This is a genomic window from Mycobacterium sp. IS-2888 (assembly GCF_001954215.1).
Lineage (GTDB): Bacteria > Actinomycetota > Actinomycetes > Mycobacteriales > Mycobacteriaceae > Mycobacterium.
On record NZ_MBET01000013.1, the window covers coordinates 1 to 16576 of the forward strand.

Sequence of the window (16576 nt, forward strand, 5' to 3'; positions counted from 1 at the left end):
TCGACTCCCCGGCCGATTGGCCGCGCTACGGCGGTTACGCCCTGGCCGGGGTGTCCAGCTTCGGCTTCGGCGGGGCCAACGCGCACCTGGTGGTGCGCGAGGTGCTGCCCCGCGACGTCATCGAGCGGGAGCCCGAACCCGCGCCCGAGGTCGAGTCGGGCCCCGAAACCGAGACGGCCGAAGCCCCCACGCTGGAAAGCCACTCGCTGCGGTTCGACGATTTCGGCAACATCATTCCCGACGCGTCGGAGACGCAAGAGGAAGAATACGAGCTTCCCGGGGTCACCGACGAGGCGCTGCGCCTCAAAGAGATCGCGCTGGAAGAGCTTGCCGCACAAGAGGAGTCGGAGCCGACCAAGCCGCTGATCCCGCTCGCGGTGTCCGCGTTTCTGACGTCGCGCAAGAGGGCCGCCGCCGCCGAGCTCGCCGACTGGATGGAAAGCCCGGAAGGGCAGGCGTCGTCGCTGGAGTCGATCGGCCGGGCGCTGTCGCGTCGCAACCACGGCCGCTCCCGCGCCGTGGTGCTGGCCCACGACCACGAAGAGGCGATCAAGGGCCTGCGGGCGATCGCCGAGGGCAAACAGAAGCCGAACGTGTTCAGCACCGACGGCCCGGTAACCAGCGGCCCGGTGTGGGCGATGGCCGGTTTCGGTGCGCAGCACCGCAAGATGGGCAAGAGCCTGTACCTGCGCAACGAGGTCTTTGCCGAATGGATCGAGAAGGTCGACGCGCTGATCCAGGACGAGCGGGGTTACTCGGTGCTCGAGCTGATCCTCGACGACTCGCACGAATACGGCATCGAGACTTCCAACGTCGTCATCTTCGCGATCCAGATCGCACTGGGTGAGCTGCTCAAGCACCATGGCGCCAAACCCGCTGCGGTGGTTGGCCAGTCGCTCGGTGAGCCCGCATCGGCCTACTTCTCCGGCGGACTGTCATTGGCCGACGCGACCCGCGTCATCTGCTCACGCTCGCACCTGATGGGCGAGGGCGAGGCGATGCTGTTCGGCGAATACATCCGGCTGATGGCCCTCGTCGAGTACTCCGCCGACGAGTTGAAGACCGTGTTCGGCGATTTTCCCGGCCTGGAGGTGTGCGTCTACGCCGCACCCAGCCAGACCGTGATCGGCGGGCCGCCCGAGCAGATCGACGCGATCGTCGCCCGGGCCGAGGCGGAGGGCCGCTTCGCCCGCAAGCTGCAGACCAAGGGCGCCGGCCACACCTCGCAAATGGACCCGCTGCTCGGCGAGTTCTCCGCGGAGCTGCAGGGCATCGCGCCCATGAGCCCAACCGTCGGGATCTTCTCGACTGTGCACGAGGGCAACTACATCAAGCCCGGCGGCGAGCCGATCCACGACGTCGCCTACTGGGTCAAGGGCATGCGGCACTCCGTCTACTTCACCCACGGCATCCGCAACGCCGTCGACGCCGGCCACACCACGTTCCTGGAGCTCGCACCCAACCCGGTGGCGCTGATGCAGATCGGCCTCACCACCGCTGCCGCGGGTCTTCATGACGCCCAACTGATTCCGACGCTGGCCAAAAAGCAGGACGATGTCGAGTCGATGATCTCGGCCATGGCCCAGCTCTATGTCCACGGCCACGACTTGGACATCCGCACCCTGTTCAGCCGGGCGCAGGGTCCCGAGGATTACGCGAACATCCCGCCGACGAGGTTCAAGCGCAAAGAGCACTGGCTGGACGTGCACTTCTCCGGCGACGGCTCGGTGATCATGCCGGGAACCCATGTCGCGTTGCCGGACGGCCGGCACGTCTGGGAATACGCGCCGCGCAACGGCGATACGGACCTGGCCGCGCTGGTGAAATCCGCTGCGACACAAGTGCTTCCGGATGCGCAGTTGGTGGCGTCCGAGCAGCGCGCGGTGCCCGGCGCGGGTGCGCGGCTGGTGACAACGATGACCCGGCACCCGGGCGGGGCCTCGGTCCAGGTGCATGCCCGCATCGACGAATCGTTCACTCTGGTTTACGACGCGCTGGTGTCCCGGGGGGGTTCGGGTGTCGCCGCGTTGCCGACCGCGGTGGGCGCCGGAGCGACGATCGCCGCCGCACCCAGCACGGTCGCCGCGCCCGAGGCGCCCGCGGCGCCCGTCGAGGAGTCCGACGCCGAAACGCTGTCGGACAGCCTCACCAACCGCTACCTGCCGTCCAACGTGGGTCGGTGGTCACCGGATTCCGGTGAGACCATCGCGGAGCGGCTCGGCCTGATCGTCTCGGCGGCCATGGGCTACGAGCCCGAGGACCTGCCCTGGGAGGTGCCGCTGATCGAGCTCGGCCTGGATTCGCTGATGGCGGTGCGGATCAAGAACCGCGTCGAATACGACTTCGACCTTCCCCCAATCCAATTGACGGCGGTGCGGGACGCCAATCTCTACGCAGTCGAGAAGCTCATCGAGTACGCGATCGAGCACCGCGACGAGGTCGAGCAGCTACACGAGCACCAAAAGACGCTGACGCCCGAGGAGATCGCCAAGGAGCAGGCCCAGCTGCTCAGCGGGGCAACGCCGGCATCGGTCGCCGCGCCGGATCCGGACCCTCAGGCCGAACCCGAGACCCAGCCGGCACCGCCGTCGTCGGACACGCCGATTCCCCCGCCGCCGACGGATCCGTCGGGGCCCTCGAGCAACGGCGCGCAGCCGAACCTGGCGGCAGCGCTCAGCCAGGAGGCGGTGGCCAAGGCGCTGAACTCCGACGTGCCCCCGCGCGACGCCGCAGAGCGGGTCACGTTCGCCACCTGGGCGATCGTCACGGGCAAGTCGGCGGGCGGCATCTTCAACCCGCTGCCCAAGCTCGACGAAGACACCGCCGCAAAGATGGCGCAGCGGCTTTCGGAGCGCGCCGAGGGTCCGATCACCGCCGAGGACGTGTTGACGTCGGAGACCATCGAGGCGCTGGCCGAAAAGATCCGCGGCTACTTCGAGGCCGGGCAGATCGACGGCTTCGTCCGCACCATCAGGGCGCCGCAGGACGATTCGCAAATACCGGTGTTCGTGTTCCACCCGGCCGGCGGTTCGACCGTGGTCTACGAGCCACTGCTCAACCGCCTGCCCGCGGGCACCCCGATGTACGGGTTCGAGCGGGTCGAAGGTTCCGTGCAGGAAAGGGCCGCCCAGTACGTGCCCAAACTCCTGGAACTCAACGGGGACAAGCCGTTCGTCCTGGTCGGTTGGTCGCTGGGCGGCGCATTGGCGTACGCCTGCGCCATCGGACTCAAGCGGATGGGCGCCAACGTCGCGTTCGTCGGATTGATCGACACGGTGCGCGCCGGCGAGGAGATCCCGCAGACCCGGGAGGAAACCCGCAAGCGCTGGGACCGGTACGCGAAGTTCGCCGAACGCACCTTCAACGTCGAAATTCCGGAGATCCCCTACGAGCAGCTCGAGGAACTCGACGACGAGGGTCAGGTCAAGTTCGTGTTGGACATCGTCCAGCAGAGCGGTGTGCAGATTCCGGGTGGCATCGTCGAGCACCAGCGGACGTCCTATCTGGACAACCGGGCGCTCGAGACCGTCGAGATCGAGCCGTACGACGGCCACGTGACCCTCTACATGGCCGATCGCTACCACGATGACGTCATCGAATTCGAGCCGCGGTACGCGATCCGTCAGCCCGACGGCGGCTGGGGCGAGTACGTGGCGGACCTGGAAGTGGTCCCGATCGGCGGCGAGCACATCCAGGCCATCGACGAACCGATCATCGGCAAGGTCGGTGCCCACCTCACCGACGCGCTGAATAAGGTGGAGGCGCAAGCCGGTCAGACAAGTGAGGTAGGCAAGTAGTGACGGAGATGGCGCCAGCTCCCATCCAGCACACCACCGCGGAGAAGCTGGCCGAGCTCCACCGTCGCCTGGAATTGGCCAAAGAGCCCGGCGGTGAGAAGGCCGTCGCCAAGCGCGACAAAAAGGGCATCCCCAGCGCCCGCGCCCGCGTGCACGCGCTGGTCGATCCGGGCACCTTCCTGGAGACCGGGGCGCTGGCCAAAACGCCGAACGACCCGAACGCGCTCTACGGCGACGGGTGCGTCACCGGGCACGCCCTGATCGACGGCCGGCCGGTCGGGGTGTTCTCCCACGACCAGACCGTGTTCCAGGGCACCGTCGGGGAGATGTTCGGCCGCAAGGTCGCGCGGCTGATGGAATGGTGCGCGATGGTCGGTTGCCCGATCATCGGCATCCAGGACTCGGGTGGTGCACGGATTCAGGACGCGGTCACCTCGTTGGCGTGGTACGCCGAACTGGGCCGCCGACACGAGGCGCTGTCCGGGCTGGTACCGCAGATCTCGCTGATCTTCGGGAAATGCGCTGGGGGAGCGGTGTATTCGCCGATCCAGGACGACCTGCTGGTCTCGGTGCGCGACCAGGGCTACTTCTTCGTCACCGGGCCCGACGTGATCCAGGAAGTCACCGGCGAAGAGGTCACCCTCGACGAGCTCGGCGGCTCCGACGCGCAGGCCCGCTACGGCAACATCCACCAGGTGGTCGACTCCGAGGCCGAGGCGTTCCAGTACGTGCGCGACTTCCTGTCGTTCCTGCCGTCGAGCGCCGTCAGCGAGCCGCCGATCATCAACCCCGGCCTCGAGCCCGAGACCACTCCGACCGATCTGGAGCTCGACTCGATCGTGCCGGACTCGGACAACATGGCCTACGACATGCACGAGATCCTGCTGCGCATCTTCGACGACGGCGACTTCCTGGAAGTGGCCGCGCAACACGGCCCGGCCATCATCACCGGGTACGCGCGGGTCGACGGGCGTCCGGTGGGCGTGATCGCCAACCAGCCCATGCACCTGTCCGGTTCGATCGACAACGAAGCCTCCGACAAGGCCGCGCGATTCATCCGATTCTGCGACGCGTTCAACATCCCGCTGGTCTTCGTGGTGGACACCCCCGGCTTCCTGCCGGGCGCCGAACAGGAGAAGAACGGCATCATCAAACGCGGCGGCCGGTTCCTGTACTCGGTGGTCGAGGCCGACGTGCCGAAGGTGACCATCACCGTCCGCAAGTCCTACGGCGGCGCCTACGCCGTGATGGGATCGCGGCAGCTGACCGCCGACTTCAACTTCGCCTGGCCGACCGCGCGCATCGCGGTGATCGGCGCCGAGGGGGCCGCGCAGCTGCTGATGAAGCGGTTCCCGGACCCGACCATCCCCGAGGCGCAGCAGATCAAGAAGGACTTCATCGAGGGTTACAACCTCAACATGGCGATCCCGTGGACCGCCGCCGAGCGGGGATTCATCGATGCGGTCATCGACCCGCACCAGACCAGGCTGTTGCTGCGCCGGTCGCTGCATCTGTTGCGGGACAAGCAACTGTGGTTCCGAACCGCACGTAAGCACGGGCTGATCCCGATTTAGGTTTCCTCGCGCGCGATCGAACGCGGCAGCCCGAACCTCGCGAGCACGCTGTTGTCGAAGCGGGTCATCGCGCAGATGCGCTCGCCGGCGAGACCCAGGACATACAGGCCTACCCCGTGGCTGATTCCGGTGGGCGTGCGGAGGTAGGCGCCGAACGCCGGCTGACCGTTGGCGCGCGTCGGCACAAGCTCGAACCTGCGGCCCGCATCGAACAGGGCCGCGCAGAAGCGGGCCACGACGTCGCGACCCTCGTATTCGAACGGCATCGGCGGCATCGACATGAACACGTCGTCGGTCAACAGGGCCACCAGCGCATCGAGGTCGGCAGACTCCCACGCGCGGACAAACTTCGCCACGACCGCCTCCTCGGCGGGCGATCCGCGGGCCGGTGGCGGTTCGCCGGCGGTCGTCAACCTGCCTCGAAGCCCGGCACGTGCCCGCTTGAGTGCGCTCTTGACCGATTCGACACTGGCGTCGAGCATGTCGGCCACCTCGTTCGTGTCGAATCCGAGGACGTCGCGCAGCACCAGCACCGCGACCTGACGAGGCGGCAGAACCTGAAGGGCGGCAATGAAAGCCAGTGAGATGGATTCGGTCTGCTCGTAGCGAGCCTCCGGCCCGTCGGGAAAGGGCTCTAGCCAGACGACTTCACCCACACGGGTGGGCTCGGGCGGTTCGACATCGGGCACGTCCCACTCCTTGGCCGCGCGCCGGCTCGCCGCACGACGGGCGTTGAGGCAGCGGTTCGTGGCGATCCGGTAGAGCCAGGTGCGCAGCGAGGCGCGTCCCTCGAACCCCGCCAGTCCCTGCCACGCCGCCAGCAGCGTGTCCTGCAGAGCGTCCTCGGCGTCCTGCAGGGATCCGAGCATCCGGTAGCAGTGCACCTGCAGTTCCCGGCGGTACGGCTCGATCAGCTCCCGGTACGGATCGCCGACCACCACCTCGCGTCACCTCCATCCGTACAGACACCGACCCGACGGCGCACGGGGCGGTGTCTCCATTAGTGGTAGCCGACAACACCGACGGAAGGGCAAGGATGGGAAAGATCATCGTCAGCGAGAACGTCTCGCTCGACGGAGTCGGGCAGGACCCGACCGGCGACGAGGGTTTCAGGGTCGGCGGCTGGTTCGGCCGGATCGACGAACGCGACCACGACGCCTGGGCCGAGGCCGAGCTCGACGAGGCGCTCGGCGCCGAGGCCCTGCTGCTGGGCCGGCGAACCTATGAGTTCTTCGCCGCGCGCTGGCCGTCGCGCACCGGCCGGTGGGCGGACCGATTGAACAGCCTGCCCAAGCACGTGGTGTCGGCGACCCTGCACGACCCGAAGTGGAACAACACGACGGTGCTGGCGGGCGACCCACTGCGCGAGGTCGACGCTTTGCGCCGAAACGTCGACGGGGACATCGTCGTCTACGGAAGCTTCCGGCTGGTGCACGCGCTGGTGGAACACGACCTCGTCGACGAGTGGCGGGTGATGGTCTTCCCGTTCGTGCTCGGCCCCGGCGCGCGCCCGTTCGGCGAGATCAGTGGCACGAAACGCCTGCGCCGCGTCGACGTCCGCACGGTCGGCGACGGCCTGGTGCTGCTCACCTACGAGCGCCGGCCGGGCCGATGAACCCGGCCAGCGCGTCGCCCACGGCCGTCGCGCCAAAAGCGGTGGGGTGCAAGGGAACCGCGGGGTCGGTCACCTCGTAGCCAGAAACGTAGCGATCGGCGGGCGAGGCGCAGATGTCGTGGCCCTGGAACATCGGCCTGGTGTCGAAGTACTCGATCCCCTTGTCGGCGGCCAGTTGACGTTGCCGGTCGTCGAGTTCGTTGAATTTCGCCTGCAGGTAGTCGGAGTCGTGCGGCAGCACCGGCTGCCCGGGAAAGCAGCCACCGGGCCGGATCAGGGTCCCGTAGCCCACCAACACGATCCGCGCCTTCGGCGCCTCCGCCCGAACCTCGTCGATCAGCATGCTCCACCCGCGGACGTGCCCGTCGATCGCCGCCGAAATCCGGTCGACGGCGCCGGACACGAAATCCGCGGTGCACGGCGCGGGGTTGGGCGATTTGACCTCGCACCCTTCTGCGTCGGCGGCCAGTCCGACGTCATTGGCCCCGACGGTGATGGTGATCAGGTCGGTGGCCGCCCGGACCGCGTCGATCTGGCGTCCGACCATCCCATCCTTCGTCTCCTGTGCGTGATCGGTGATGTCCTCGGTGATCGCGCCGCTGCAGGTGACGTCGGTGAACCTGGTCGCGCCGAGCCGCCGCGCGAGCACCGACGGGTAATCGTTGGTCGACTTGCGGCAGCCGGTGGGGGGCGCCGGGTCCGGCACACCCGGCGCGGCGGCCATCGAGTCGCCCAGCGCCACATAGTTCAGCCGGCCAAGCGGCGGGGTGGCTGCATGGGGTCCGGCGCAAGCGACCGCCGCGGCACCGACCAGCGATGCGAGGCACAGGCGCGTCGAGAGCATATGCCCCAGTGTTTCATCCCGCGCTGGGCCGCCATGGCACCCCCGCGGCCGCTGCGTCGGCCTATACGGGTACTAGGTACTCGGAGGTGTAGTACTCGGCCGGGTTCTGCGAGTGCGGGTCACCACGCTCGATAATCACCCAGACTCCAGTCGTGCCCTGCCGGATGGTGTCCTGAATCGTCACCGTCGCATTGCCGGCTCCGTCAGTGTCCATGCCGGTAAACGCGGTGCCGGGATCCCCGGGCCCGCACGTAGCAGTCGACGGCAGGGGTTCCTGAATCAGGCCGACATCGAAATGCGTGCCCGGCCGGGCGGGGTCCGCCAGCTGCACCTGGGCGATCGCTGTTGACCCGGCCCTCGTTATCAGGACCGAGCCGCTACCGAGCCTCGGGAACTGCACGGGAGGCCCGTTGACCACCAGGCTGAAATCGCACCGGCGGAGATCGGCCAGCAGGCCGACCCGGGTGCCGCTCTCGGCGGCGGCCTTCACCATTTCAAATGTCGCCGCGGGAGTGATCACCACACCCAGCGTTGCCGCGCATGCGCCCAGACGAGTCAGTGTGTGCATTGGGTCACCTTTTCCCGCATATGTTGGCCAGCTCACAAGGGAAATAAGTATTGACCCGAGCGGGCCGAAATTAAACCCCCGGCCGCAATTACCGGAAGGTCAATCAGGGCTTGATGCGGATCTCACCGGGCGACCACCATCCCGTGCGGGTCGCGGTGCCCAGGTCGAGTTGCGCGGGATGCGCGTCGGCAATGGTGTCGAACTTGCGCAACGAACCCCAGTCGCGGCCCCAGTCACGGGACAGATAGGTGGACATCACGTGGGCCCGCAGCAGCAAGTCGGTGATGCCCAGCAGGCCGCCGTTGGTGCCGTCCTCCCACGTGTCGGTGTCCATCTTCTTGGCCGTGTAGTCCGGGGTGATCCGGAATTTCGGGATTTCGGTGACGCCGTTGACGTGCAGCATCGGCTGCTGGCAGGGGAAGGCAAGCCCGACCGCCCAGTCGAGCAACACCGGTTGCGACGAGCCGACGTACTCCTGCAGCGAGCGCAGCTCGGGCACCCGCGGCGGCGTCACCGCGATCCAGTCCTCCGGCGTCAGCGACAGGTCCTCGGCCACCACCCGGACCGCAACCGCGCCGGCGGGCATCTGGGACCGGGCAAAGCGCAGGTTGCGCCACACCTTCGGCTGCTCGCCGTAGAGGTCGTACGGCACCAGCCTGCCGGCGGGAACGACGTCGCCGCCGGGGCCGGGCATGCCGTATTCCAGCACCACCGTCTGGCCGTTGGTATGCCCGTGCAGGACACTGTTTCCGGCGATCTTGCCCGCGGCCGTCACCGCGACCAGCGGATGCCCGTCGTCCGGCTTGGGCAGCTGGTACCACGCCGATGTCAGCCTGCTCTGCTGTTGCGCACCGGTGGTGTAGCTGCCGGCCAGCGGAACCCGCGCGGGGTCCAGCCCGTAGGGCAGCGGTACCACCGACCCGTTGACGCCGGGCGTGGTCAGCTTCGTCGGCGCATCCCAGTCGTAGTCCGTGCCGGGCTGGTTGGGCGTCATCCGAATCGCCTCGGCCACAGTGTGTTCCGGCACCCCGTCGGGCGTAAACCCGACCGGGTTGACGCCGCCCAAGGGGCCCAAAGGGCCCCAAGAACCCGAGTTGCCCGGCAGGGGCGCCATGAAGCCCGCATTGCTGTCCGGCTCGACGAGCACATCGTCGGCCAGCCCGCAGCCGCCGGCGAACTCCCGCAGGTTGTCCCAGCCGTTGGAGTAAGTGGGGTATTGACGCACGATCCCGGCGACCATCGACGCGATGAACACCAGCACCATGAAGCCGGCCGCGATCGGGATCGGCGCGGTCGTCAACGCCCGGGCCAGCCGGCCCTCGCCGTGGCTCCTGGACGCGAAGTGCAACCAGACCGCGTAGAGCGCGGCGACCGCGAACAGGATGAAAAATATTGTGCTGATGCTGATTCCAGCGATCTTCGGCATGATGCTGTTGAACGGCACGCCGTAGCTGGAGACGTACCACCAGCCGTTGGTGGTGGCAAAGCACAACGCCATCAGGAACAGCACGGCGGCCAGGAAGGCCATCCGGTTGCGCGACCAGCGCAACACCGACGGTGACACCAGCACGGTGGTCAGCGCGGCCATCGCCGCGCCCACCGCGGCGAACAGCCCGAAGTGGTGCACCCACTTGGTCGGGGTGAACATCAGGAAGAACATGGTGGCGAAGATGACGCCCATCAGCCGCCACGCCGGCCCGCGGGCGACACCGGGAATCCGCTTGCGCCGCAACATGATGAACACCGCCGTGAACAGGCTCAGTGCGGTGATCAGAAAACCGAAGCGGCGCGACAACGAACCGTCGACGGTCGGCAGGATGAGGTAGTAGTAGCGCAGGTTCTCGGTGTACCAGGCCTGGCTCGGGCCGATCGCGGTGCGAATTCTGGTGGCCTCCAACACCGTTGCCAGGGTTTGGTCGGCGAACACCACGGTCAGGATCACGAACCCGGCCGCGAGCATCGGGGCCACCAGCGGCCAGGTGCCGACCACCCGATGGCGGTGGACCAGGATGCGTAGGATCGGGCGGCCACCGGCGACCAGCGCGGCCACCGCGATCAGCCCGGTGGGCTGCACCCCCAGGGTGAACGCGGCGGTCACCACCGCCAGCGCCGCCGGCGTCAATCGGGAGGCGCACATCGACCGCTCGATCAGCACCCAGGTGAGCAGCGAACCGAGCGCGATGATCGGCTCGGGGCGCAGACCGTTGTTGAACGGCATCCACGCGGTCAGCAGCACCATGCCCGCCGCCCAGTTCGCGGCCGTGCTGGACGTCACCGCAGGCCCCAATCGCGGCAGCACCTCACGCGACAGCAGCAGCCAACACACCAGCCCCGCGATCAGGTCCGGCAACCGCATCCACAGGCTGCCGTCGCTGACGTGGGTCATCAACGCCAGCAGGTTGTAGTACCAGCCGAACGGATCCTCCGGGCTGCCGAACCAACGGAAGTAGTTGGACATGTAGCCGGCGTGGTCGGCGACCCGGGCCATGCCCAGGATGTAGCCGTCGTCGGAGGAGTTCGCGCCGATGATGTGCCACAGCAGGAACCCGAATATCACCGCGGCGTCCACGAGCGTGAACTTGCGCCATCGGGTCGGGATCCAGCGCTGCATCCGGCGGCCGTCCAGCTGGTCCAGGCGCCACAGCGCGATCAGCGCCACGATCGTCGACACGATCGCCAGCACCATCGCAAGCAACTTGAGCGTCGTCGGCGTGGTGGAAAAACGGGTGTCGATCGTCGCCGACAGCCGCAGCCCGGGCGGGGCGGGACCGCTCAGATCGGTGAACACCCCGACGATCTGCGGGCGCAGGTTCGGATCGGCGAAACCGCCGCCCGCCGGCTTGCCCGCGGCGTCGGTCAACCCGACAAAGGTCGCGAAGGTGCCCGCGCGCGTGGACGTGACTTCGATGCGCTGGCATTGCGGCGATGCGGCCTGATCCCGGGACACGCTGGCGATCACCACGTTGCGGTCGGTGACGTCGACGCGCTGGCCGTTGACGACGACGAACAACGCATTGAGCGCGGCGTCCTTGCCCTTCTTGGGCGCGGTGCTCAGCACGACCCCGCCCTCGGGCGGCAGGTCGCGCACCACCGAGCACGGCGCGGTTGCCGTCACATCGACCGGGTTCAGCGAAATCAACGGCGCCGTAACGTTATTCAGCTGGCCGTTTTGCGGCCAGTTCAGCGTCGCGGTGGTCTGCACGACGGGCAGCAGCGGTGTCGCGACCGACAGGATGAATCCGACCAGCCCGGCGATCGTCGCCACCCAGCGCGTCACCCGTACGTTGCCCGCAACGGTGGTCGCGCTCATGGGAGGGCCCTAATCGGTCCTTGCCGGCTCCAGCCGTGCACTGTGATCACACCCTGTTCGACGACGGCGTCCGGCGCCTGCTGCGTTGGCACCAGCGGGTAGTACTGCTCGACCGATCCCCAGTCCCGGTACCAGTCGCCGCGCAGGTAGGTGGAGATCGTCGAGGTGCGTAGCATCGCCTGCAGGAACAGGAACGGGCCGCCGGCCTCGCTGGACTGCCACAGGTTCGACGACACCGCCGTCTGCTTGCGCTCGGGCAGGATGCGGTAGCGCGGAAGTTCCGCAACGCCAAGGTGTTCCGAGAAAGGCCGCTGGCACGGGAAGTTGGCGGCGGTGGCGATGTCCATCAGCACCGGCGTCTGCGACCCGATCAGCTGCTGCAGGGTTTCCAGCACCGGCACCCGCGGCGGCGTGAACGCGAACCATTGCTCGGAACTCAGGTTCGGGTCGTAGGCGACGATGCGCGCCACGTTGGCCTCCGGCGGAGCCCACGTCAATGGGAAGCGCAGGTTGCGCCACGCCGGCTGCGGACCGAAGTCGATCGGATACACCTCACCGAGCGGCTGGGTGGTGCCGTCGGGACGGCTGACGCCCCACTGCAGTTTCAGGGACTGCCCGTAGGTAAAGGTGCCGTCCTCTTTGTAGGACCAGATCGCTCCCGCGGCCGAGACCACCACCAGCGGCCGGTCCGCGGTGCGCGGCGGCAATTGGTACCACGACGACGTGGCGGTGGCGGCGAGCGTGTTCTCGCCGTAGCTGCCCATCACCGGGGTGCGGGCCGGGTCCAGGCCGAATGGCAGCGCCGCGTGCGACCCGTTCACCCCGACCGGACCCTTTCCGCCCGCGGTGCCGGCGGAGTCGCTGTAGGCGACGTTGGGTTTGTTGGGCGACGCGTCGGAGTTCACCACCCCGGGCTTGCTCACCACCGGGTCGGACTGCAGGTCGTCGCCCACACCCTCGGGCTTGAAGCCGACCGGCTTGACGCCCCCGAGCGGGCCGTCGGGGCCGAAGCTCTGTCCCGGAACCGGTTGCAGCAGACCGGCATTGGGGTCGGGCTCGGTCAGGACGTCGTCGGCCATGGCGCAGCTGGTCGGCGACAGGCCCGAGGTGATCGCGGCCAGGTTGGCCTTGCCGGTGGTGTAAAGCGGGTAGCGGACCGCCGCCCCCTTGGCGAGCGAGGCGACCTCGCCGACGACCATGATCGTCGCGACTACCAGCAGCGGCGTGGAGGCCAGCACGCGGTTTCGCCGGTTGTCCTTGACCTCGGTGTGCCCGGCGTAGTCCATGCGGAAGTGGTACCAAGCGGCCAGCAACCCGGTGAAGATCGACAACGTCAAGAACATCGACGTCACCGGATGGCTCGCGATGACCGGCTGGATGTCGAACCACGGCACCCCGTAGTTGCCGACGTAGAACCAGCCGTTGATGCCCGATGTCGCCCACGCCAGCACGAACAGCAGCGCGGTGACGTACAGCGTCAGGTTGCGCCGGCTGTGCAGGCCGATCCGCATGAAGGTGAACGCGGCGAGCGCACCGAGCGCGCCCGCCAGCCCGGCGAACGCGCCGAACTGCACGGCCCACTTCGTCGGCGTGAAATGCAGCAGCAGCAGGCCGACCGCGGTGGTGCCGATCAGTCGCCACGCAGGGCCGCTGGCCAGACCGGGCACCCCGCCGCGCCGCAGCAGCACCACCAGCCCGCCGAACAGGCAGAGCAGCATCACCAGGACCGCGAATCGCCGCGACATCGATCCGTCGGGATTGGATTCCACGGTCAGGAAGTAGTAGCGCAGGAAGTCCTGATACCAGGCGATCGTCGGACCGACCTTGTATTTGATGCGAGCCGACTCGGCGACGGTGGCCAGCGTTTGGCTGCGGAACACCACCAGGGTGATCAGCGACAGCGACGCGCCCAGCACCAGCAGTGGCGCCAGCAGGCCGTCGGTCGCCCGGCGCCGACGGATCGTTCGGGCGATGGCCCGGGCGCCGGTGAGCAGCGCGGCGACGGCGATCAGTCCCTGCGGCGCCAGCGTCACGGTCAGCATCGCGACGATGATGGCGACCGCCGCGGGGGCCAGCCGCCCCAGCGCGATGGCGCGCTCCACCAGCATCCAGGTGACCAGCACGCCGAGCGCGATCAGCGGCTCGGGCCGCAGGCCGTTGTTGAACGGCAGCCACGCGGCCAGAAACACCACGCCCGCGGTCAACACCGCCACCCGGTTGGCGGCCAGGCCGCCCCGCGCGGGGCCCAGCCGTCGCAGCACCCAGTGACCGATGATCAGCCAGCAGGTGATCCCGGCCAGCAGGGCCGGCAGCCGCATCCACACGCCGGCGGTGCTGACCGACGCCAGTTTGGACAGCACCGCGAGATACCAGTCGAACGGCGCGTCCGTCGTGCCGAAGTACCGGTAATAGTTGGCGACGTAGCCGGCCTTCGGCGCGACCCGGGCGATGGTCAGGTTGTAGCCGTCGTCGGACGAGGTGGCGCCGATGACATGCCACAGCAGCAGGGTCCCGATGACCCCGAGGTCAGCGAGCCACGTCGCGGCGCCCACCCGCCACCACGTCGCCCAGTGCGCGCGCGGACGGTACCGCGACAGCCACACGATCGGCGAGCGCCAGTTGATCAGCGTGTCGCCGCGGCTGCGCCGGTCCAGGGTCGCCATCGCCAGGATGGCGACGAGCACCGCGAGCGCGCCCGCGATCATCGCCACCTTTTTCGTAAGGGTGGGCGCGGTGATGAAGCGGGTGTCGATGTCGATGCGGGCGGACAATCCCGGCTGTGCGGGCACCTTCATGTCGGTGAAGATCCCGCCGACCTGCGGCTTCTTTTCTGACGGCAGCAGCCCCGAGGCGCCGGGGATGCCCACGAAATCCGCGCCGGCAACCCCGGCGTCGGCCCAGATGTGCAGCACGCTGCAGGCGCCGGCGGCGATCGCCGACCGCTGTGCGACCGCGGCCACGGTGTCCCGGAAGGCGACGACGACGGTGTCCTTGTTGGCCCGCACGAAGAGCCCGTTTTTGCCGGCGTCCACCCCGCCGGCCGGCAGGGTCGACAGCACCAGGCCGCCGTCGGCGGGCAACGTGGTGATCGCCGGGCAGGGGATGGAGATGTCCAGGGCCCGCGGCGCGCCGGACACCAGCGGCGCGGTGATCTGGGTGACGTGCCCGTCCGCGCTGCCCTGGGGCCACAGCACGGTCGCCGTCGTCTGCTTGACCGGCAGCAACGGGACGATGACGCACAACAGCAGACCCACGAGGCCCGCGACGGTGGCGATCAAGCGCGGGGTCCGCTGCGATCGCTGACTACCGTCGTGGGGCACGAGGCTCGATCGTAGGGGACGGCGCTATGGACCCCGGCGACGGACGCGGCGATGGCCGCTTGAAAAAGCGCTACGCCGGCGCCGGCAGTCGAGCGGCCAGCGTGGCGCGGCCGGGACCGTCGAGGTCCGCCAGGGCCGCGCGGCGGCCCGACATCGCCATCAGCAAGGCTTCGCCGGTGCCGGTCACCTCGGGGCCGCGGCCATGTGCCCAGTCGACGTCGGTGGCGCGTAGTCGCAATCCCCTGATCCGGCGTCCGGCGCCCAGTCGGGGATTGCCGGGCACCAGGCCGAGAACCCGCTCGAGCCGATCCGCCGGGATGGTGCGCGGCCGCCCCAGCGCGCGCCGGATGTCTTGATGATGGATCGTGCCGTCGACGAGCGCGATCATGCCGCCGAAACCTGCTGTCAATCCACGTGGTTCGAGGTGATCGCGCAGAAACCCCAGCAGCTGTTGCGGGCTCAGCGCCGTGAATTCGTCGACACCCACCTGGTTGGCCTGCACGATCCAGCCCTTCGCGAAGCGCTTCAGCAGGCCCAGGGTGCCGAGCTCTTCATAGCTGATCACATGCGCGACAACGTCTTTGACGGTCCACTTGGAACACAGGCTGGGCGCCTCCCAGTCCGACGGGGTCAGGGTGGCCAGGAATTCCGCGAGATCGGCCCGTTCGGCGCGGGCCATGCTCATCAGCGATTGGGTCCCTCGTGCGGTCATGGCCGAACCCCGGCGGCGAAGAGGCCGGTGTAGCGGGCCAGATACAGCGGCCAGCCGGCGTCGCCGTCGACGCCCTCGGCGAGCGACTGCCAGCCGGCGCCGTGCCGGTCCAGGTGGCGGTGCTCGAGGTCGACGCGGGTGCGCCGGTCGGACTCCGCGGTGAAGCGGACCTCGACCTCGCTGGTCTTCGACTGATCGGGTTCGATCTGCCAGGTCGGACCGATGTCCCAGCTGAACACCAGGCGGGTGGGAGGCTCGTAGACCAGTACGCGCGCCCATTGGCACACGCTGCCGTCGACCCCGCGGTCATAGATGTGTCCGCCGACGCGGGGCTCGAATACCGTCTCGGCGATCGGGACGGCCAGCAGGTTGTGCTCGCGCGGCTTGAAGTCGCCGAAGCGCTCGGTGAAGACGGCGAACGCGCGCTCGATCCCGGCGTTGACCACGACGCGGTGCTGGATGCTCGGGGTTCGGGTCATGATCCATCTCCTTCTATGTCAACGGCCTTCGCGTAGTTGGCCAGCGCCCGCGTCCAGAACCGGTCCAGGTCGGCGCGCAACGCCTCGAGGCCGGTCGGGTCGAGCTGGTAGACGCGCCGGGTTCCCGCTGCGCGGTCGCGCACCAGCCCGGCGCACTTGAGCACTTTGAGGTGCTGCGAAACGGCCGGCCTGCTGACCGGGAGGTCGCGGGCGAGTTCACCAACGGCCGCGGGGCCATGCGCGAGGCGCTCCACGATGGCCCGTCGCGTTCGATCCGCGAGGGCCAGCCAGGCATCGCCATCGGCTTGGTAAGTGACCACGAACCGTAAGTGTAGGCTTACCGAATCAGGGCATCAA

General features: G+C 68.4%; 11 protein-coding genes. 3 read left to right on the top strand and 8 right to left on the bottom strand.

Annotated features, from left to right (window positions below):
* Positions 1–3797: acyltransferase domain-containing protein (locus A5745_RS01990; protein ID WP_076114921.1), on the top strand; the 3797-nt coding region annotated here is incomplete at its 5' end.
* An 8-nt stretch (positions 3798–3805) separates the two neighbouring features.
* Positions 3806–5371 carry an acyl-CoA carboxylase subunit beta gene (locus tag A5745_RS01995; protein WP_139329404.1) on the top strand — a complete coding sequence of 522 codons (1566 nt, stop codon included), beginning with the start codon at positions 3806–3808 and terminating at the stop codon, positions 5369–5371.
* On the opposite strand, the gene A5745_RS02000 is transcribed toward A5745_RS01995, so the two are convergent.
* Positions 5368–6312 carry a sigma-70 family RNA polymerase sigma factor gene (locus tag A5745_RS02000; protein WP_076114923.1) on the bottom strand — a complete coding sequence of 315 codons (945 nt, stop codon included), beginning with the start codon at positions 6310–6312 and terminating at the stop codon, positions 5368–5370. The two genes, A5745_RS01995 and A5745_RS02000, sit on opposite strands and share 4 nt — an antisense overlap.
* A 95-nt stretch (positions 6313–6407) precedes the next feature.
* On the opposite strand from A5745_RS02000, the gene A5745_RS02005 reads away from it, so the two are divergent.
* A complete protein-coding gene (locus A5745_RS02005) occupies positions 6408–6986 on the top strand; it encodes a dihydrofolate reductase family protein (RefSeq protein WP_076114924.1) in 579 nt (192 codons plus the stop codon).
* Here the strand turns inward: A5745_RS02005 and A5745_RS02010 are convergent.
* From A5745_RS02010 to A5745_RS02040, 7 genes are all read right to left on the bottom strand, one after another.
* On the bottom strand, positions 6958–7830 hold the full coding sequence (locus A5745_RS02010; protein ID WP_083662651.1) for an SGNH/GDSL hydrolase family protein: 873 nt from the start codon (positions 7828–7830) through the stop codon (positions 6958–6960). The two genes, A5745_RS02005 and A5745_RS02010, sit on opposite strands and share 29 nt — an antisense overlap.
* 61 nt (positions 7831–7891) lie before the next feature.
* Positions 7892–8398: a hypothetical protein gene (locus tag A5745_RS02015; RefSeq protein ID WP_076063119.1), complete on the bottom strand. Its 507-nt coding sequence runs from the start codon at positions 8396–8398 to the stop codon at positions 7892–7894.
* Positions 8399–8501: 103 nt separating this feature from the next.
* Positions 8502–11708 carry an arabinosyltransferase EmbB gene (gene embB / locus A5745_RS02020; protein WP_076114925.1) on the bottom strand — a complete coding sequence of 1069 codons (3207 nt, stop codon included), beginning with the start codon at positions 11706–11708 and terminating at the stop codon, positions 8502–8504.
* A complete protein-coding gene (locus A5745_RS02025) occupies positions 11705–15028 on the bottom strand; it encodes an arabinosyltransferase domain-containing protein (protein WP_076114926.1) in 3324 nt (1107 codons plus the stop codon). Before A5745_RS02025 ends, embB begins: the two co-directional genes overlap by 4 nt.
* Positions 15029–15098: 70 nt before the next feature.
* Positions 15099–15740, bottom strand: a complete 642-nt coding sequence (locus A5745_RS02030) for a maleylpyruvate isomerase family mycothiol-dependent enzyme (protein ID WP_076114927.1) — start codon at positions 15738–15740, stop codon at positions 15099–15101.
* On the bottom strand, positions 15737–16219 hold the full coding sequence (locus A5745_RS02035; protein ID WP_076114928.1) for an SRPBCC family protein: 483 nt from the start codon (positions 16217–16219) through the stop codon (positions 15737–15739). Before A5745_RS02035 ends, A5745_RS02030 begins: the two co-directional genes overlap by 4 nt.
* Positions 16216–16539: a helix-turn-helix transcriptional regulator gene (locus tag A5745_RS02040; RefSeq protein ID WP_076063128.1), complete on the bottom strand. Its 324-nt coding sequence runs from the start codon at positions 16537–16539 to the stop codon at positions 16216–16218. The genes A5745_RS02035 and A5745_RS02040 overlap by 4 nt, the downstream gene beginning before the upstream one ends.
* Between the last annotated feature and the right edge of the window lie 37 nt (positions 16540–16576).

Excerpts from the sequence above, each read along its gene's own strand:
- A5745_RS01995 (WP_139329404.1), top strand. The coding sequence starts at position 3,806 with ATGGCGCCAGCTCCCATCCAGCACACCACCGCGGAGAAGCTGGCCGAG.
- A5745_RS02005 (WP_076114924.1), top strand. The coding sequence starts at position 6,408 with ATGGGAAAGATCATCGTCAGCGAGAACGTCTCGCTCGACGGAGTCGGG.
- A5745_RS02010 (WP_083662651.1), bottom strand. The coding sequence starts at position 7,830 with ATGCTCTCGACGCGCCTGTGCCTCGCATCGCTGGTCGGTGCCGCGGCG.
- A5745_RS02015 (WP_076063119.1), bottom strand. The coding sequence starts at position 8,398 with ATGCACACACTGACTCGTCTGGGCGCATGCGCGGCAACGCTGGGTGTG.
- embB (WP_076114925.1), bottom strand. The coding sequence starts at position 11,708 with ATGAGCGCGACCACCGTTGCGGGCAACGTACGGGTGACGCGCTGGGTG.
- A5745_RS02030 (WP_076114927.1), bottom strand. The coding sequence starts at position 15,740 with ATGACCGCACGAGGGACCCAATCGCTGATGAGCATGGCCCGCGCCGAA.
- A5745_RS02035 (WP_076114928.1), bottom strand. The coding sequence starts at position 16,219 with ATGACCCGAACCCCGAGCATCCAGCACCGCGTCGTGGTCAACGCCGGG.